18 protein-coding genes are annotated in these 16,671 nt (G+C 60.9%); 7 read left to right on the top strand and 11 right to left on the bottom strand.

Annotated features, from left to right (window positions below):
* Positions 1-93 precede the first annotated feature (93 nt).
* Positions 94-1,605, top strand: a complete 1,512-nt coding sequence (locus tag ACWHXD_RS05770) for an MFS transporter (protein WP_138761356.1) — start codon at positions 94-96, stop codon at positions 1,603-1,605.
* Positions 1,606-1,661: 56 nt separating this feature from the next.
* On the opposite strand, the gene ACWHXD_RS05765 is transcribed toward ACWHXD_RS05770, so the two are convergent.
* A complete protein-coding gene (locus tag ACWHXD_RS05765) occupies positions 1,662-2,072 on the bottom strand; it encodes an HPF/RaiA family ribosome-associated protein (RefSeq protein WP_003188815.1) in 411 nt (136 codons plus the stop codon).
* Between the two features lie 213 nt (positions 2,073-2,285).
* Complete coding sequence (locus tag ACWHXD_RS05760; RefSeq protein WP_032893426.1) at positions 2,286-3,233, bottom strand: LysR substrate-binding domain-containing protein; 948 nt, start codon at positions 3,231-3,233, stop codon at positions 2,286-2,288.
* 137 nt (positions 3,234-3,370) lie between these two features.
* Between ACWHXD_RS05760 and ACWHXD_RS05755 the strand changes: the two genes are divergently transcribed.
* From ACWHXD_RS05755 to ACWHXD_RS05745, 3 genes are all read left to right on the top strand, one after another.
* Positions 3,371-4,747, top strand: coding sequence for an L-serine ammonia-lyase (locus ACWHXD_RS05755; RefSeq protein WP_032893429.1), 1,377 nt, complete (start codon positions 3,371-3,373; stop codon positions 4,745-4,747).
* A gap of 61 nt (positions 4,748-4,808) precedes the next feature.
* Entirely contained in the window at positions 4,809-6,098 is a 1,290-nt protein-coding gene (locus tag ACWHXD_RS05750; protein ID WP_089041336.1) for a serine/threonine transporter, read from the top strand.
* 277 nt (positions 6,099-6,375) lie between these two features.
* Positions 6,376-6,693 (top strand): DUF3509 domain-containing protein, encoded by a 318-nt coding sequence (locus tag ACWHXD_RS05745; protein ID WP_078466754.1) that lies wholly within the window; start codon positions 6,376-6,378, stop codon positions 6,691-6,693.
* On the opposite strand, the gene ACWHXD_RS05740 is transcribed toward ACWHXD_RS05745, so the two are convergent.
* The 4 genes from ACWHXD_RS05740 to ACWHXD_RS05725 form a co-directional block, all read right to left on the bottom strand.
* Positions 6,690-7,178 carry a phosphate-starvation-inducible protein PsiE gene (locus ACWHXD_RS05740; RefSeq protein ID WP_014717052.1) on the bottom strand — a complete coding sequence of 163 codons (489 nt, stop codon included), beginning with the start codon at positions 7,176-7,178 and terminating at the stop codon, positions 6,690-6,692. The two genes, ACWHXD_RS05745 and ACWHXD_RS05740, sit on opposite strands and share 4 nt — an antisense overlap.
* Positions 7,179-7,348: 170 nt before the next feature.
* A complete protein-coding gene (locus tag ACWHXD_RS05735; protein WP_138761355.1) occupies positions 7,349-7,618 on the bottom strand; it encodes a type II toxin-antitoxin system RelE/ParE family toxin in 270 nt (89 codons plus the stop codon).
* Positions 7,608-7,796, bottom strand: a complete 189-nt coding sequence (gene relB / locus ACWHXD_RS05730; protein WP_138761354.1) for a type II toxin-antitoxin system RelB family antitoxin — start codon at positions 7,794-7,796, stop codon at positions 7,608-7,610. The genes ACWHXD_RS05735 and relB overlap by 11 nt, the downstream gene beginning before the upstream one ends.
* Before the next feature lie 151 nt (positions 7,797-7,947).
* Positions 7,948-8,193, bottom strand: a complete 246-nt coding sequence (locus ACWHXD_RS05725) for a DUF6124 family protein (protein WP_138761353.1) — start codon at positions 8,191-8,193, stop codon at positions 7,948-7,950.
* A 420-nt stretch (positions 8,194-8,613) separates the two neighbouring features.
* Between ACWHXD_RS05725 and ACWHXD_RS05720 the strand changes: the two genes are divergently transcribed.
* The gene (locus ACWHXD_RS05720) at positions 8,614-8,874 is read left to right on the top strand and encodes a YebG family protein (RefSeq protein WP_003188807.1); all 261 of its coding nucleotides are present in this window, start codon (positions 8,614-8,616) and stop codon (positions 8,872-8,874) included.
* A 55-nt stretch (positions 8,875-8,929) separates the two neighbouring features.
* On the opposite strand, the gene ACWHXD_RS05715 is transcribed toward ACWHXD_RS05720, so the two are convergent.
* The gene (locus tag ACWHXD_RS05715) at positions 8,930-9,949 is read right to left on the bottom strand and encodes a Glu/Leu/Phe/Val dehydrogenase family protein (protein ID WP_044272022.1); all 1,020 of its coding nucleotides are present in this window, start codon (positions 9,947-9,949) and stop codon (positions 8,930-8,932) included.
* Positions 9,950-10,136: 187 nt separating this feature from the next.
* Between ACWHXD_RS05715 and ACWHXD_RS05710 the strand changes: the two genes are divergently transcribed.
* Entirely contained in the window at positions 10,137-10,940 is an 804-nt protein-coding gene (locus ACWHXD_RS05710; RefSeq protein WP_138761352.1) for a SirB1 family protein, read from the top strand.
* A 108-nt stretch (positions 10,941-11,048) separates the two neighbouring features.
* On the opposite strand, the gene ACWHXD_RS05705 is transcribed toward ACWHXD_RS05710, so the two are convergent.
* From ACWHXD_RS05705 to hmgA, 4 genes are all read right to left on the bottom strand, one after another.
* A complete protein-coding gene (locus ACWHXD_RS05705) occupies positions 11,049-12,401 on the bottom strand; it encodes an MFS transporter (RefSeq protein WP_138761351.1) in 1,353 nt (450 codons plus the stop codon).
* A gap of 148 nt (positions 12,402-12,549) precedes the next feature.
* Complete coding sequence (gene maiA / locus ACWHXD_RS05700; protein ID WP_138761350.1) at positions 12,550-13,185, bottom strand: maleylacetoacetate isomerase; 636 nt, start codon at positions 13,183-13,185, stop codon at positions 12,550-12,552.
* 12 nt (positions 13,186-13,197) lie between these two features.
* Entirely contained in the window at positions 13,198-14,484 is a 1,287-nt protein-coding gene (fahA, locus tag ACWHXD_RS05695; protein WP_138761349.1) for a fumarylacetoacetase, read from the bottom strand.
* Between the two features lie 3 nt (positions 14,485-14,487).
* Positions 14,488-15,771 (bottom strand): homogentisate 1,2-dioxygenase, encoded by a 1,284-nt coding sequence (gene hmgA, locus ACWHXD_RS05690; RefSeq protein ID WP_098949497.1) that lies wholly within the window; start codon positions 15,769-15,771, stop codon positions 14,488-14,490.
* A 120-nt stretch (positions 15,772-15,891) separates the two neighbouring features.
* Between hmgA and ACWHXD_RS05685 the strand changes: the two genes are divergently transcribed.
* Positions 15,892-16,671 carry an IclR family transcriptional regulator gene (locus ACWHXD_RS05685; protein WP_098949498.1) on the top strand — a complete coding sequence of 260 codons (780 nt, stop codon included), beginning with the start codon at positions 15,892-15,894 and terminating at the stop codon, positions 16,669-16,671.

Genomic DNA, 16,671 nt, shown 5'->3' with positions numbered 1-16,671 from the left:
GCCCTTTATTCCCTTATCAATGGAAAAGTTGTCGCCAATAAAGAACCTTATTCCCGAGAGAATAGCCCCTCCCGCTCTCGAAAGGAATGTCGTATGCCCCGCGCCGCCGCACTCTCGGCCCTCACTCCCCCGCGTACCGCCAGGAACGGCATGGCCCTCACCGCTGTCTGCCTGGTGGCCCTGATGTTCGGCCTGGAAATCTCCAGCGTGCCGGTGATCCTGCCGACGCTGGAGCAGGAACTGGGCACGGGTTTTCAAGACGCCCAATGGATCATGAATGCCTACACCCTGGCCTGTACCAGCGTACTGATGGCGGCGGGCACCTTGGCGGATCGCTTTGGTCGTCGGCGTGTATTGGTGGTGTGCCTATGGCTGTTCGGGCTAGCTTCATTGGCCTGTGGGCTGGCCGACAGCGCCGCCACGCTGATCGTGGCGCGGTTTGTTCAAGGTATCGGCGCCGGAGCAATGATGATTTGCCAGTTCGCGATCTTGTCCCACCAGTTCCGCGAACCGGCGGCGCGTGCGCGGGCCTTTGCGATATGGGGCGTGATCGCTGGCGTGGGCCTGGGTTTCGGGCCGATGGTGGGGGCGTTGATCCTGGCCGTGGCGGACTGGCGCTGGGTGTTCCTGGTGCACGTGCCGCTGACCCTGTTCACCTTGGCGTTGTTGCACATCAGCGTGCAGGAATCCCGCGACCCGGCCAGCCATCGCCTCGACATCGCCGGCATGCTGACCATGACACTCACGGTGTTTGCGCTGGTCTATTTCATCACCCAGGGCAGCGAAATCGGCTTTGGCACCTCGGCGATGCTCGGCTGGGCTGGCCTGTCGGTCTTCGGGCTGCTGCTGTTTATCTGGATTGAGCGGCGCAGTGCCCACCCGATGTTTGACTTCTCGGTATTGCGCATCCAACGTTTCAACGGCGCGTTGATGGGCTCGATCGGCATGAACTTCAGCTTCTGGCCGTTCATGATCTACCTGCCATTGTATTTCCAGGCGGGCCTGGGTTACGACACGCTGATCACCGGCGCCGCCTTGCTCGCGTACACCTTGCCCACTTTGCTGGTGCCACCGCTGGCCGAACGCCTGGCCCTGCGTTTTGGCGCCGAACGCATCATCCCCCTGGGCCTGGGCACGATGGGCGCGGGATTCGTGGCAATGGCCATCGTCAATGTTGCCGAACAACCCAGCATCGCGCTGGTGCTGCTCAGTTGCGTGATAGCAGGCATAGGACTGGGGCTGACGAACTCCCCCACCACCAATACCACCACCGGTTCAGTCTCGGCTGACCGCGCCGGCATGGCCTCGGGCATCGACTTCAGCGCACGGCTGATCACCCTCGCGCTCAATATCGCGCTGATGGGCCTGGTGCTGTTGTTGGGAATCAGCCATCACCTGGCCCATGTGCTGCCTGCCAGCACGACGTTGGAGTGGGCAAGCCTCAGCCAGCATATTGCCGCCGGCAAGTTGGATGCGCCGGGGCTGACCGTTCATGATGCGCAAACAGCGCTACGCAGCGGCGCCGGCTGGGCCATGCTGTTTGCGGGCTTGGGCGCTAGCGGGTTGGCGCTGTTGAGCCGGCATTTCTTCCGGCGCGAGCGCTGAACGAAAAACGGGCCTGCAAATGCAGGCCCGTTTTCAGTGGGGGAATGAAAAAACAATCAGCCGTTAATGGCAGCGTTTTCGTTTTCCAGGAATTCCTCTTCCAACGCGTCTTCGTTCACTTTGTTGATTGGCTGGTTTTTACCGGCAGCGCGCGGCTTGCCTTGCAGTTTGCCAAACAGATGTTCCAGTGCGTGGTCGAGCTTGACTGCGGCGCCATCGATCGCCTGTTCCAGCGTATCGGCTTTATGGCACACGGAAACTGGTTGATGGCCCTTTGGCCGTGCTTCCAGACGGCAACTCAAATCGTGGGGGCCGGGCTTGTCGCCGTTCTCGTCCCGCAGGTAGACCTCTACACGGGTCAGGTCTTCTTCGTAGCGTTCGAGCGTGCTCTCAATGGTAGTACGTACCCACTCCTCCAGTCGGATGCTGCTTTCAATATGGTTATCGCTATTGACTTGGATTTGCATAGTTCTTCCCTTATTTCAGCTAGCTCGCCAGAGGTCACAAACTGCAACACCGGGGTGGTGAAACCATGACCTCTTGATTACACAATTGAGCACCTGCTGAAACAATTCAAGTCCTTTGCAAAGATAAATCCTACATTACAAATTAACCCTGACGACGAGCAAAAACGCTGTTAGGGTGGGGAGTTAGTTACATCTTCTTACCCTCTGCGAAACTCACAATTGCCCCTCTCCCAACGGGTGCAATCCGCGAAAAATCCCCGCTTCCTCCACCAGCCAGTCATGCACCGCGCGCACGCCCGGATGGTTCAACGCGCCCGGCGCATACAGCAGCACGTAGCGTTTATGGTTGGGCACCGCCAGGCCGAACGGCACGATCAAGGTGCCGCGCTCCAGTTCATCGTTGAGCAAGGTGCGCCGGGCAATCGCCACGCCCATGCCGGCGATGGCGGCTTCGATGGTCAGGTGGTTGCGGTTGAAGGTGTGCCCGCGCCGTACGTCGGCACCGTGATAACCGATGGCATTGAGGTAAAACTCCCACTCGGCATATTCATAACTCCCACGCCAGGCCGTGATGTCGTGCAGCAGCGGGAAATGGGCCAGGTCCGCCGGGCCGTGCAAGGGCGGGCGGCCACGCAACAGGCTGGGGGCGCACACCGGGAATATCTGTTCATCCAACAGGGCTGTGGATAACAACCCCGGGTAGCTGCCGTCGTTGAGGTCGATGGCCAGGTCGAAGTCGCCTTCATGCAGGGCGATGCTGCTGTCTTCGGCGACCATGCGCAGTTGAATGTCCGGAAAACGTTGCTGAAAGCGCGGCAGACGCGGGGTCAGCCACTTGCCCAGAAACGAGGGGATCGAACGCAGGCGCAAGGTACCGCTGATCATCCCGGCGTCCAGGCGCTGCAACTCTGCATCAATGCTGCCGTAAGCCTCCCCCACCACGGCCGCCAGGCGCTGCCCCTCGGCGCTGAGTTCCACCCCCCGCGCGCGCCGATGAAACAGCCGAAAGCCGAGGCGCTCCTCCAACTGGCGAATTTGCTGGCTCACCGCTCCCGGCGTGATGTGCAGTTCTTCGGCGCAGCGGGTGAACGACAGATGCCGTGCAGCGCAGGAAAACACGTGCAACCAGACATAGGTCTGGCCGTGGAGGGGGCGGGTCATAGCGTTTAGTCCTGCTAAAGGGTGTCTTAGGATAATTCGTTGGTCAGTGCCGAGCCAGAGGCTCAGTATCGCGCCAATTCCGCCTGCTCTACAAAACATGGCAGCGATTTCTACTCCATTGCTTGTAAGGCTTTAGCATGGCTATCAGTGTTTTCGATCTATTCAAGGTGGGCATCGGTCCTTCCAGCTCCCACACCGTCGGCCCGATGCGCGCTGCCGCGACGTTCGCCCAAGCCCTGACCGACCAGCATGTGCTCAGCCAAACCCGTCGCGTCGAAGTGCGCCTGTATGGCTCGCTGTCCGCTACCGGCGTCGGCCATGCCACCGACCGTGCCTGTGTCATGGGCTTGATGGGCGAATGGCCAGACCGCGTCGACCCCACCTCGATCAACGGGCGTATCCAGCAATTGCGCGAGTCCGGCCGGCTGTTGCTGGCCGGCCAACAGGACATTGCCTTCAACTGGCACACCGACCTGTTGCTGTTGGACGAAAGCCTGCCTTACCACCCCAACGCCATGTCCCTGCATGCCTATGGCGACAGCGGCCTGCTGAGCGAACAAACCTATTACTCGGTGGGCGGTGGTTTCATCATCGAAGCCGCTGAAGCCGCATCAGGCGTTGCGCCTACCAGCGATGTGCAATTGCCCTATGATTTTTCCAGCGCCGTGGAACTGCTGGCCTTGTGCAACAAGCACGGCCTGCGGGTATCCGAACTGATGATGGCCAATGAACGGGCGTGGCGCAGCGACGAAGAAATCCGCAGCGGCCTGCTGCATATCTGGTCGGTGATGCGCGAATGCGTGGAACAGGGCCTGCGCGATGAAGGCATCCTGCCCGGCGGCCTGGATGTGCCGCGTCGCGCCGCGAAATTGCACCGCAGCCTGCTGGAAATCGGCAAGCCCAACGTGATCACCTCGACCTTGTCGGCCATGGAGTGGGTCAATCTGTTCGCCCTCGCCGTCAACGAAGAAAACGCCGCCGGCGGGCGCATGGTCACCGCGCCGACCAATGGCGCGGCCGGGATCATCCCCGCCGTGCTGCACTACTACATGAAGTTCAACGCCGACGCGTCGGACGACGACGTGGTCAACTTCTTCCTCGCCGCTGCCGCCGTCGGCATCCTCTGCAAGAAAAACGCCTCCATCTCCGGCGCCGAAGTCGGCTGCCAGGGCGAAGTAGGCTCGGCCTGCGCCATGGCCGCTGCCGGCCTGGCCGATATCCTCGGCGCCACCCCGGAACAACTGGAAAACGCCGCCGAAATCGGCCTGGAACACAACCTCGGCTTGACCTGCGACCCGGTTGGCGGCCTGGTGCAGGTGCCCTGCATCGAGCGCAATGCCATCGCGGCGGTCAAGGCGATCAACGCCACGCAGATGGCCCTGCGCGGTGACGGCAAGCACTTCATCTCCCTCGACCGGGTGATCCGCACCATGCGCGATACCGGCGCCGATATGCATGACAAATACAAAGAAACTTCACGGGGCGGCCTGGCGGTCAGCTGGGTGGAGTGCTGATCGGAGCACTGCTACCCGCCCCAACGTGAGCCCGCGCAAAAATAATAACGAGGCAATACCGATGACTGATGTACGTACACCTGCTGCCGAAAATCCCGATGTCAGAGAAAACACAGTAACCACCGGCTGGACCAAACACGACACCACCTGGATGCTCGGCCTCTATGGCACCGCCATCGGCGCGGGCACCCTGTTCCTGCCGATCAATGCCGGCGTCGGCGGTTTCTGGCCGCTGATCGTGCTGGCACTGCTGGCCTTCCCGATGACCTTCTTCGCCCACCGTGGGCTGACGCGTTTTGTGTTGTCAGGCAAATCCGGCGACATCACCGAAGTGGTCGAGGAACACTTTGGTGTCGGCGCCGGCAAGCTGATCACCCTGCTCTACTTCTTTGCGATCTTCCCGATCCTGCTGGTGTACAGCGTGGCGCTGACCAACACCCTGGGCAGTTTCATGGAGCACCAATTGCACATGGCGCCGCCGCCCCGGGCGATTCTGTCGCTGGTGCTGATCCTCGGCCTGATGGCTATTGTGCGTTGCGGCCAGGGCGTGATCGTCAAGGCCATGAGCGTGCTGGTGTACCCCTTCGTGGCCGCCCTGCTACTGCTTGCATTCAGCCTGATCCCCAACTGGAACGGCGCGTTCTTCGCCTCGGCCAGCGAGGGCATGCCGCTGCCGCTGTTCTTCAAGACGTTGTGGCTGGCGATCCCGGTGATGGTGTTCTCGTTCAACCATTCACCGATCATCTCCGCCTTTGCCGTGGACCAAAAGCGCGTCTACGGCGCCCAGGCCGAGCGCAAAAGCAGCGGCATCCTGGCCACCGCCCACGGCATGATGGTGCTGACCGTGATGTTCTTCTGCTTCAGCTGCGTGCTGGCGCTGTCACCGGCTGACCTGGCCGCGGCCAAGGCGCAGAACATCTCGATCCTGTCGTACCTGGCCAACCACTTCCAGACGCCGGTGATCGCCTACGCCGCACCGTTGATCGCGCTGGTGGCGATCACCAAATCCTTCCTGGGCCACTACATCGGCGCCAGCGAAGGCTTCCAGGGCCTGATCGTCAAATCCCTGCGTGGGCGCAACCGCTCGATGTCGTCCAAATGGCTGGAGCGTTGCACCGCGTTGTTCATGGTGCTGACCTGCTGGGCCGTGGCCACCTTCAACCCGAGCATCCTGGGCATGATCGAAACCATGGGCGGGCCGATCATCGCGTGCCTGCTGTTCCTGATGCCGATGTACGCGATCCGCCGAGTGCCATCTTTGCGCCAGTACTCAGGCCAGGCATCGAATGTATTTGTGGTGGTCATCGGGCTGATTGCGCTGTCTGCGATCGTTTTTTCCGTGATGCCCTGAATTAGCTCACTGATCTCAAAAACAACCAAAAATAATGTGGGAGCGGGCTTGCTCGCGAATGCAGTGCTTCAGCCAAGTATTTGTTGGCTGATACACCGCCTTCGCGGGCAAGCCCGCTCCCACATTTGGATTTCTGTGCCGGGTAAATCGCTGTACGGCACGGCCCTTGCTGTAGAGTTTTTGAGGAAAACGGAATTTGGCCGGTGGTCAGGCAATGCGAACTAATCCCGACACCGGCCGTCAATGACTGCATGTTCTTATCAGGCGGTAACGCACCATGGACAATCCTTTTCAGATCATCACCGACACGTTCAGCCCCCAATACCGCGTCAACCTGAGTATCCAACGGCTGGACGGCAGCATCATGCTCACCCTCTCTGACGAGACCGGTGTAGTGGCCAAGCGCATGATCAGCGCCGAACAACGCAACGACCCGCAACGCCTCAAGCGTCTGGTGCAAAGCATCCAGTTCGGCATCGCCATCGAACAGGGCCACAGCGCCGTGCAAATCCTGGAGCTGATGACGGACGGCGACAGCCACAAACTCCTGCAGCGACCGCCCGCCCGTACCCTGCCCTTCAGCGTCGGGCTTTAAAGCTCGCCCTTCTCGGTCTCCAGGCTCGCCTCGCCCTTGCGACGCGGGCTTTCGACCTTTACCGAAGGGAAGGCCGACGAGGCGTAGCGCACCACCAGGATCGCGAACGCCAACAGCAGAATCCCGCCGCACAGGTAGATGATGCCCAGGTCTGGCGGGTTGTGATGGGACACGTTGGAGATCAGCAAACGCGTGAGCGCGGTGATCGCCACGTAGATCAAAAAGCGCACCGGCATGTGGTTGGTCTTGAAGTAAATCCCGACCATCGCGCCCAATTCCAGGTAGATGAACAGCAGCAAGATGTCATCGATCTTGATGTGCCCGTTCTCCAGCATCCCCAGGAACTCCATCACCGCCGCCCAGGCGGTCACCGCACCAATGGCGAACAGCGCCAGGTAATGGAACGACTCGACAAACAGATTACCCAGCGACTCGGCCAGCCCATGTACTTGCTGACGCAGCCTTTCGGCCCAGTTGATTTTCACGATGATGCTTCCTTAGGTCGGCTCGACCGGATAATGCGGGGTGGACGTGACGGTTGTTCTGCATGCAGAAAAAAGGCCAAGGGGGCAGGCATGAGATGATGGCTAGGTAGCATGAGGCACGCAGGAGGATGAGCAGAGTAGATCTTTTGCTCATCCGAAAAACGAAAATTTCAAGGATATTGCTGGCGTGCGTGTAAAACCGAGAGAATCCGAATGTTGTCTGTCACTTTGTATACAACCAGATAATTCGGATGTACCACCATCTCTCGTGTTCCGCCGATTCTGCCTGGGCGGTAAAGATGGGGTCTGCGCGAGAGGGCAAGCACTGAAGCTTCGATTGATCGCTTAAGCTCAAGCGCTGCTACAGGATTACGATGACTGAGGTACTCAATAATTTGCCGGAGTTCTACCCGCGCTGCGGGCAGCCATTCAATCAGCATCGCCTTTCTTGAGTTTAGATTCGATCAGCGCTTGCATTTCGGCCATCACCTCGTCGTGAGGTATGCCTGGACTTGGGTCATCAAGAGCGGCTTGCACTCTGGCGCGAAACCAGCGGTCGTAGCTGTCAGCCTGCTCTTCGGTATCTGCTTGTGTACCCGAGGAAAAGGAATTGTCCATAAAAACCTCCGTTGTTGATGTAAAAGGAGTCTAGTCGCTAGCGTTTTCGCTGTCGTGCTCCCGGCGATGAAGTGAGTAACAGAAAAAATCCGTGTTCACCATTCACTTTTTAGACCGTCCCCACAGGCGTGGGAACGATCAGGTCATGGCATCAAGCTGGTGCAATTTGCTCCAGCGCTCGATCGACCAGCAGACCGCCCATTTCAATCAGTTGATGAATCGCCAGGACCAAGCTTCGCTGTGGACCATCAAGGTCGAATGCCAGAGTACTGGCCATCTCACGGGCGCTGTTCAAGGTTTCGCTGGCGTTTGCCAGCAAGGTTTCTGTATCAGCTTCAGGTGTGACACTGAATAGCACTGACTCGGTAGACGGGGGGCTGGGTGTGTGTTTTTTCATGGCCTAGTTCCTTAGTTAAGAAACCATCACCGTCTGCCGCCAAGCAGATTGGGTGACGGATTGCACAAGGTTGGCGGACCGGTAAGGAACAACCCGGCACCCCGAAGGGTCCATGCGCAACCCGCCATAAAAACAAGAGTGCCGTGTAAAAACCCAGCAATCTCATAGGGGGTCGTTGCGCTTCCTTGGTGGGCCGCCAAGCCCGCTCGCTGCAAATGCAGCGCACAAGGAAGGTAAGCCACCGGACAATTCCAGCGCAACCCCGGCAAGTTGTCAGAAATTTCCGGTGTAGCAAACCCCCATTTCCCAACTACATTAAAAACCTACTATCCAAACCCCAACGTTTGGCTTATCCTTTTCGCTGTATATAAATACAGTAGTCGCAAAAGACAACTATCGTGAAGGCATGTGAGGTGGTGAATGGCCGTCGAAGTGGTATACCGCAGCAGCCGAGATCTGGAGCGTTTGTTCATGGATAAAGCCGAAGCTGACCGTCATGACAAGATGCTTGAACTCGCTGAGTTGCTGGCAGAGGTGTTGCAAAAAGCCGTGCCGTCGTTGAGCGAGCAGCAGGTGGAAGAAGCCGGGATCTACATGGCGAAGAACCGCGATGTGTTTGCCAAGGCGTTCAAGAGCCAGCCGGACGCATTGTCCGAGTTGCTGAACCCGGCGGCGGAGTAAAGCCCGAATTGAACAGGCCCTGAATCATGGATTCAGGGCCTTTTTAATGCCTGGCCTATTTGTACAGCAGGCGTTCGGCCAGCTCATCAGCCACCCGTGCGGGCGAGCGTTTTTCGGCTTGGGCGTGGGCGAAGATTTCGGTCAGGCGGCTGCCGATGTTTGACAGGTGCGCGGTGATGCCGGGCAGGTCGGTGCCGGCGTGTTTGAGGGCGACGTAGATCAGCCCGCCAGAGTTGATCACATAGTCCGGTGCGTAGAGGATGCCGCGGCCTTCCAATTGGTCGGCGATGTCCAGGTTGGTCAGTTGCGCGCTGGCCGAACCCGCCACGGCGGCGCAACGCAGCTGGCCGACGCTGTTACGGTTGAATACTGCGCCGACGCCGCAGGGCGCAAGAATGTCGCACGGGGTGCTGAGCAAGGCGTCGTTGGCAATCGGGTGGGCGCCCAGTTGCTGCATGGCCAGTTGCACCTTGCCGTGATCGATGTCGCTGACCAGCAGCTCGGCACCGGCGGCATGCAGTTGCTCGGCAAGGGCGTAACCGACATTGCCCAGGCCCTGTACCGCGACGCGCAGGCCCTCGAGGTTGTCGCTGCCCAGGCGCGCCATAGCGGTGGTGCGGATACCGGCGAACACTCCCATGGCAGCATGGGGCGCGGGGTCGCCGGCGGCGGTGGTGCTGGTGACAAAGCGGGTGTTCTGGGCGATGCAGTCCATGTCGGCGACCGAGGTGCCGCTGTCGATCGAAGTGATGAAGCGGCCGTCGAGTTTTTCCACACAACGGCCAAACGCCTCGAACAGCGCCGCACGGCTTTCCACGTGCACGGGGCGGATGATCACCGCCGTGCCACCGCCCACCGGCAGCCCGGCCAGTGCGGCTTTGTAGCTCATGCCTTGCGCCAGGCGCGCAGCATCGGCTACGGCGGTTTCATCATTAGGGTAAGCCAGGTAACGACAGCCACCCAACGCTGGGCCCAGGCGACTGTTGTGGATGGCGATGATCGCCTTCAAGCCGGTCACCGGATCAACGCTCAGGTGCAGCGATTCAAGGCGGGTGCTGTGCATGAGCGCAAACATCAATGAGCTCCCGAATCACTTCTGGTAGTGGGCCAAGTATAGGCTTGCGGCAGAAAACTGCTGGATTGCGCTGGAATAAGCCGCGCGTTTTCGTGGGATCTACGACATAAGCGCGTGGGATATCTCTCAAGGTGCTGGACGAAAATTCTCAGCAAGGCTAAAACGGGGGCATACGCCGGAGAACTCGATGAACCCCCGCACAGCTTTTTTCGCCTGCCTGGACCGTTCACCCCCCGCGCTGTTCGAAGCCGCGCTGTGGATTGCTGCCGAGCATGACGCCAGCGTGCAGCCGGCGCTGATCCTGCACGAGCTTGGCGCGCTGCAACAACAGGTCAGCCTGGGCATGCCCCTGCTACCGGCGGATGAACTCGGCCAGCCGCTGCTGCGACGCATGAATGACCTTGGGTTTGCTCAGGATGACCATACGCCATTGCGCCCCGCCGCCGCGCTGTTGGACAAGGTGCTGCAACGCAAACGCGGGCAACCCTTGGCCATGGGCCTGATCGCCCTGGAGATGGCACGACGCCTGGATATCCCCATGGTCGGCGTGAACTTCCCCGGGCACTTCCTGCTGCGGGTACCGGGTGCCGATCACCTGCTGGACCCTTGCGGCGGCCGGCGCCTGTACCCTAACGACTGTCGCGAGTTGCTGGCGCGCCAATACGGGGAGAAGCTGAAATTGCAGGCCGACCACCTGCTGACTGCCGAGCCACGGGCGATCCTGCAACGGCTGTCGCGCAACCTGCGCCAACTCTACCTTGCCAACGACGAACCGTTGGCGGCCCTGGTGGACGCCGAGCGCGTACTGGAACTGGGCAACGCCAGCGCCTCCGACTACCTGGCGCGCGCCAGCCTGTATCAACGCCTGGATTGCCCCAGCGCCGAACGCTTCGACCTGGAACACGCCCTGATGCTCAGCGATGACCCGATCCAGCGTCTGCGCCTGACCGAGCGGCTCGGGCACCTGCCGCCCAACTCAGTAATGCACTGACCCAACTCCCAACTGTAGGAGCGAGCTTGCTCGCGAAGAACGCAAGGGCACCGCGTTAAACCAGGATGCCCGCATTATCGTTGACGTGCTTAGCGAGCAAGCTCGCTCCTACAGTGAGGGTTTGAGAACGTCGCTGTGCAGCGTGTTAGCTCCCGGCGCCCGCACTTGAATAATCAACAACGCTGCAATCACCGCCGGAATCGCGCAGAAGAAGAAAATCTGCTCGACCGGTATATGCATCGCCAGCAACAGGCTGCCAAACAGCGGCCCCAGAATCGACCCGAATCGCCCCACCCCCAACGCCCAGCCCGTGCCGGTGGCGCGCACGTGCGCCGGGTAGAAGTTGCTCGCGAAGGCATTGAGGGTCAGTTGCCCGCCGATGATGCAGAACCCGGCAGCGAACACGCAGGCCACCAGGTAGCGTGGGTTGTCGTGGTTCAAGCCCAGCAAGATGGTGCACAACGCTGCCGCCGCCAACACGCCGGACAGCAACCGTACTTTGCTTTTCAGGCGGTCGGCAAACCAGGCCATGAGAATGGCGCCCAAGGTGCCGGCGAACAGGAACATGGAGGTGACCAGGTTGGCTTCGTTCAACGCCAGGCCGCTTTCGAGCAATAGCGAAGGCAGCCAGCTGATCATGAAATACAGCAGGATCAGGCTGACAAAGAAAGTCGCCCAGATCAGCAGCGTCGGGCGCGCGTAGCCGTTGCGAAACAGCTCCACCACCGTCAGTTTGCTGCCTTGCTCCTTCAAGTTTTCCGCTTCGGTCGCGGGCGGTGGCTGCCAGTCGGGCAGCATCCGCGCCGTGACTCTGCGCAAACGCAGATAGGGCGGCGCATCGCGCAACAGACGCGGCAAGGATTCGGGCAACAGCCATACCAGAAACGGGAACAGCAGCAACGGCGTCACACCACCCGCCAGGAACACCGCCTGCCAGCCAAAACTGTCGATAAACCCGGCCGCCACAAAGCCACCCGCCGCGCCGCCGAACGAAAAGCCACAGGCGGCCAGCGTCACCATCAAGGTGCGCAGGCGTGGTGGCGAATACTCCGACATCAACGCCATGGCACTGGGCATCGCACCGCCCATGCCGATCCCGCAGATAAATCGCGCCGCCATCAACGTGGTCAGGGAATTGGCGAACACCATCAATACCGTGAGGCTGGCGTAGATCAGCACGCACGCCAGCAGAATGCGTCGCACACCAAACCGATCCGCCAGCGGTGTCACCAACAGCGAGCCGAGGGTGAGGCCCAGCAGGTTGGCGCTGAACACGGGGCCGAACGCGGATTTGTCCAGGCCCCAGTCCTGGGCCAGCGCCGGCACTACATAGCCCAGCACCTGGGCGTCATAGCCATCGGTGACCAGTAGCAGTGCCAGCAGCAGGAGAATCAACCATTGATAGCGCGACACCGGACGGGCGTCGAGTGCCGCGCGAAAGCTGGCAATCTGATTGTGCATCGCAAGGTACCTGTTTTTTTTATGATGGTTCCCACGCTCTGCGTGGGAATACAGCCCTGGACGCTCCGCGTCCGTTTTTAGAACCGTGACGCGGAGCGTCACATGAGGCGTTCCCACGCAGAGCGTGGGAACGATCATTAAAGGTGGTTCAGGGGGTGTCAGGTTGATTGGCGGGGTGTGCCTGCATGAAGGCCGGATGTTGGGCCGCCAACGCCGCCACCCGCCCGATGCGTGGGTATGCCGCCAAGGGCACCTTGAAACGCTCGGCCGCGTACAACTGCGGGATCAGAAACGCATCGGCCAGGCCCGGTTGTTCGCCAAAGCAAAACCCGGTGTCGCCAATCAACTGCTCCACCGCGCCCAGGCCCTGGCTGATCCAATGCCCGATCCACTCCAGCAATTGCGCCTCGTCGTGCCCCCACTTGCGCAGCAAGTTCTGGGTGCTGGAGTTATGCAACGGGTGGATATCACAGGCGATGATCGACGCCACCGCCCGCTCATGGGCCCTGGCGACCAAATCCTTGGCGAGCAGTGGCACCTGTGGATAACGCTCTTCCAGGTACTCGATGATCGCCTGTGACTGGATCAACAACGCCCCTTCATCGCTACGCAACGCCGGCACGCGCCCTTGGGGGTTGATCGCCAGGTAGTCAGGCTGGCGGTTGGCGCCGCCGGCCGGCACCAGCAGGTTGACCGGCAGCGCGGTGAAATCCAGGCCTTTGAGGGCCAGGGCAATACGTACTCGATACGACGCAGTAGAGCGGTAGTAGGTATAGAGTTCCATGGCCCTGCCCTCTCAGCGCGCCGCGACCACGGTGCCGCGGCATTCGCCGAAGCCGATGGAGGCAAAGCCCTCGCGGCTGCAACGGGCACGCAGGATGATTTCGTCGCCATCTTCAAGGAATTTACGCACCTCACCGCAAGCCAATTCAATCGGCTTTTTACCGCCTTCGGTAATCTCCAACAGGCTGCCGAACTGCCCAGGCTGCGGGCCAGACAAGGTGCCCGAACCAAACAGGTCGCCGGCCTGCAACTGGCAACCGTTGACGCTGTGGTGCGCCACCATTTGCGCCACGGTCCAGTACATATGCTCGGTATTGCTCAAGGTCAGGCGATGGGCGGGCAGGTTTTGTTCACGCATCGAGGCCGTGGTGAGCAGCACTTCCAGTTCGATATCAAAGGCGCCCGCGTTCTGATCACGCTTATCCAGCAGGTAAGGCAGCGGTTGCGGATCACCCTCGGGGCGCGGCGGCTGGGCCTTGCGGAAAGGTTCTAAAGCTTCGGCAGTCACCACCCACGGCGAGATGCTGGTGATAAAGCTTTTCGACAAAAACGGCCCCAGCGGCTGATATTCCCAAGCCTGGATGTCCCGCGCCGACCAGTCGTTGAGCAAGCAGAAACCAGCGATATGCTCGGCGGCATCGCCAATGGCAATCGCATCGCCCATGGCATTGCCCTGGCCGATCCAGATGCCCAGTTCCAACTCATAGTCCAGGCGTGCGCATGGCCCAAAGGTCGGCTCGGTCTGGCCGGCCGGCAAGGTCTGGCCTTTAGGGCGTCGCACCTCGGTACCCGAGGGGCGAATGGTCGAGGCACGGCCATGGTAGCCAATGGGCACGTACTTGTAGTTCGGCAGCAGCGGGTTATCGGGGCGGAACAATTTGCCGACGTTTTGCGCATGCTCGATGCCGACGTAGAAGTCGGTGTAGTCATTGATCTTGGCCGGCAGGTGCATCTGGCAATCGACAGCGCGGTGCAGTACTTGCGCTTCGCGGGTTTGCAGCTCGCTGCCTTCGGCCAGCAGTTCCAGCAGGCGCTCGCGCAGGGCAACGCGGGGGCCGCGACCGAGTTCGAAAAACGCGTTCAACTGCCCGCCCGCAGTGGCTTCAACGGCGCGCCGGGCTTCACCTTCAAACGCGTCCAGCGCGGCATGCAAGTCGAGAATCGCATCGCCAATCGCCACGCCACTGCGCGGTGCCGAGCCATTGATACTGAACACGCCCAGGGGCAAGTTCTGCAGGGGGAAATCCGCGTGACCATTGGCCGAGGATACCCAGCTGCGGGTCTGCGTTGGTTGAGTCATGGGTTATCTCCGGTTCGGGTTGAAGGTGGCGGGCAGCGCGGCCCAGCACGCGTCGTAAGCAGGTTGCAGTTGCGGGCACTCCAGGGCGAACTGGGTCGGGCGCAGCACTTGGCTGGTCTCGAACATGAACGCCATGGTGTTATCGATCTTGTGCGGCGCCAGGTCGGCGTTGATGGCCTTGGTGCAGGTCTCGCCATCCGGGCCGTGGGCGCTCATGCAACTGTGCAGCGATGCGCCGCCCGGCAGGAAGCCTTCGGCCTTGGCGTCGTAGGCGCCCTGGATCAGGCCCATGTATTCGTTCATCAGGTTGCGGTGGAACCACGGCGGACGGAAGGTGTTCTCGGCCACCATCCAGCGTGGCGGGAAGATCACGAAGTCGAGGTTGGCCAGGCCGTGCACGCTGGTAGGTGAGGTCAAAACCGTGAAGATCGACGGGTCCGGGTGATCGAAACTCACCGTGCCGATGGTATTGAAACGGCGCAGGTCATATTTATACGGCACGTTGTTACCGTGCCAGGCGACCACGTTGAGCGGTGAGTGGTCCAGCTCGCAGCCCCACAGCTCACCGAGGAATTTCTGTACCAGCGTGGTCGGTTGCTTGAGGTCTTCGTAGTGGGCAACCGGCGTAAGAAAGTCGCGCGGGTTGGCCAGTCCGTTGCTGCCAATAGGGCCCAGGTCGGGCAGGCGCAGCGGGGCGCCGTGGTTCTCAGCGACGTAACCGCGTGCTTGCGTGTCCAGCAGTTCGACACGGAACTTGAGACCACGGGGCAGCACCACGATTTCCAGCGGCTCGACGTCAAGCACACCCAACTCGGTGGCGATGCGCAGGCGGCCCTGCTCGGGGACGATCAGCAGTTCGCCGTCGGCATTGAAGAACACGCGCTCCATGGAGCGGTTGGCGCGGTAGTTATAGATGCTGATGCCCGAAGGTTTCTCTGCCCCCGCATTGGCGACCATGCCCACCAGGCCGTCAATAAAGTCCGTCGGCTCACTCGGGATATCCAGCGGGTTCCAGCGCAAGCGGTTCGGCGTTACCGCGCCCAGAGGGCCACCGGCCAATTGCCGCGCAAGCTTGGCGAATGCCGGGTGGTTGGCCGACGGCTGGATGCGGTACAGCCAGGTGCGACGGGCTTCGCTGCGAGCCATGGTGAAGGCGGTGCCGGAAAACAGCTCGGTATAGAGCCCGTAAGGGGCTTTTTGCGGCGAGTTCTGGCCGACCGGCAGCGCGCCGGGCAAGGCTTCGCTGGCGAATTCATTGCCGAAGCCCGACAGGTATTCGAGGTTCATGGATCGTCCTCTAAGGGTCAGTTGTATTTATCGTAATCCAGTTACGCATAACGTAATTTGATCACTCTCGACCGTCAAGCTATAAAGACGCCCATTCATCTCTCGGATTCTCGCCCTTCCATGGAAAAGCCCCGCGACACCGGTAAACAGAAAGTCCGCTCGGCGGAAGTCGGCACCGATATCCTCAAGGCCCTGGCCGAACTGTCCCCGGCCACCTCGTTGTCACGCCTGGCCGAACATGTGCAGATGCCGGCGAGCAAGGTGCACCGCTATTTGCAGGCCCTGATCGCTTCGGGTTTTGCCGAACAGAACAGCGCCACCAACCATTACGGCCTGGGCCGCGAAGCGTTGCGTGTAGGGTTGGCGGCGCTGGGCAGCCTGGATGTGTTGAAGGTCGGCGCCCTGCCCCTGGCCGAGCTGCGCGATGAATTGAATGAAACCTGCTTTTTGGCAGTGTGGGGCAACCAGGGCGCGACGGTGGTGCACATCGAGCCGGCGGTGCGTGCCGTCACCGTGGTGACGCAATTGGGCTCGGTATTACCGCTGCTCAGCTCGTCCACCGGGCTGGTGTTCAGCGCCTACCTACCGTCGCGGGAAACCGTGGAACTGCGCGAGCGCGAGGTTCAAGCCGGCACCGCCCACACCTTGGCGGACGATCAGGCCTATGCCAGCGTGTGCGAGCAAATCCGCAGCCGCGGCCTGCACTTCGTCCATGGGCTGCTGATGCCTGGCGTGGATGCATTATCAGCGCCGGTGTTCAATGCGGTCGGGCACGTCGCGGCGGTGATGACCGTAGTCGGCCCGACCTCACTGTTCCATGCCGATGAAGATGGCCCGGCGGCGCAACGCTTGCTGGCGGCGACCCGGGCCGTGAGTTGGCGCATGGGCTATCAGCCCTGA

Source organism: Pseudomonas fjordensis (assembly GCF_976987115.1).
Note: the sequence above shows the minus strand (reverse complement) of the source record. Positions and strands in the feature narration are given on the sequence as shown.

Coding starts and splice junctions, on each gene's coding strand:
- ACWHXD_RS05770 (WP_138761356.1), top strand. CDS start 94: ATGCCCCGCGCCGCCGCACTCTCGGCCCTCACTCCCCCGCGTACCGCC.
- ACWHXD_RS05765 (WP_003188815.1), bottom strand. CDS start 2,072: ATGCAAATCCAAGTCAATAGCGATAACCATATTGAAAGCAGCATCCGA.
- ACWHXD_RS05760 (WP_032893426.1), bottom strand. CDS start 3,233: ATGACCCGCCCCCTCCACGGCCAGACCTATGTCTGGTTGCACGTGTTT.
- ACWHXD_RS05755 (WP_032893429.1), top strand. CDS start 3,371: ATGGCTATCAGTGTTTTCGATCTATTCAAGGTGGGCATCGGTCCTTCC.
- ACWHXD_RS05750 (WP_089041336.1), top strand. CDS start 4,809: ATGACTGATGTACGTACACCTGCTGCCGAAAATCCCGATGTCAGAGAA.
- ACWHXD_RS05745 (WP_078466754.1), top strand. CDS start 6,376: ATGGACAATCCTTTTCAGATCATCACCGACACGTTCAGCCCCCAATAC.
- ACWHXD_RS05735 (WP_138761355.1), bottom strand. CDS start 7,618: ATGCTGATTGAATGGCTGCCCGCAGCGCGGGTAGAACTCCGGCAAATT.
- relB (WP_138761354.1), bottom strand. CDS start 7,796: ATGGACAATTCCTTTTCCTCGGGTACACAAGCAGATACCGAAGAGCAG.
- ACWHXD_RS05725 (WP_138761353.1), bottom strand. CDS start 8,193: ATGAAAAAACACACACCCAGCCCCCCGTCTACCGAGTCAGTGCTATTC.
- ACWHXD_RS05720 (WP_003188807.1), top strand. CDS start 8,614: ATGGCCGTCGAAGTGGTATACCGCAGCAGCCGAGATCTGGAGCGTTTG.
- ACWHXD_RS05715 (WP_044272022.1), bottom strand. CDS start 9,949: ATGTTTGCGCTCATGCACAGCACCCGCCTTGAATCGCTGCACCTGAGC.
- ACWHXD_RS05710 (WP_138761352.1), top strand. CDS start 10,137: ATGAACCCCCGCACAGCTTTTTTCGCCTGCCTGGACCGTTCACCCCCC.
- ACWHXD_RS05705 (WP_138761351.1), bottom strand. CDS start 12,401: ATGCACAATCAGATTGCCAGCTTTCGCGCGGCACTCGACGCCCGTCCG.
- maiA (WP_138761350.1), bottom strand. CDS start 13,185: ATGGAACTCTATACCTACTACCGCTCTACTGCGTCGTATCGAGTACGT.
- fahA (WP_138761349.1), bottom strand. CDS start 14,484: ATGACTCAACCAACGCAGACCCGCAGCTGGGTATCCTCGGCCAATGGT.
- hmgA (WP_098949497.1), bottom strand. CDS start 15,771: ATGAACCTCGAATACCTGTCGGGCTTCGGCAATGAATTCGCCAGCGAA.
- ACWHXD_RS05685 (WP_098949498.1), top strand. CDS start 15,892: ATGGAAAAGCCCCGCGACACCGGTAAACAGAAAGTCCGCTCGGCGGAA.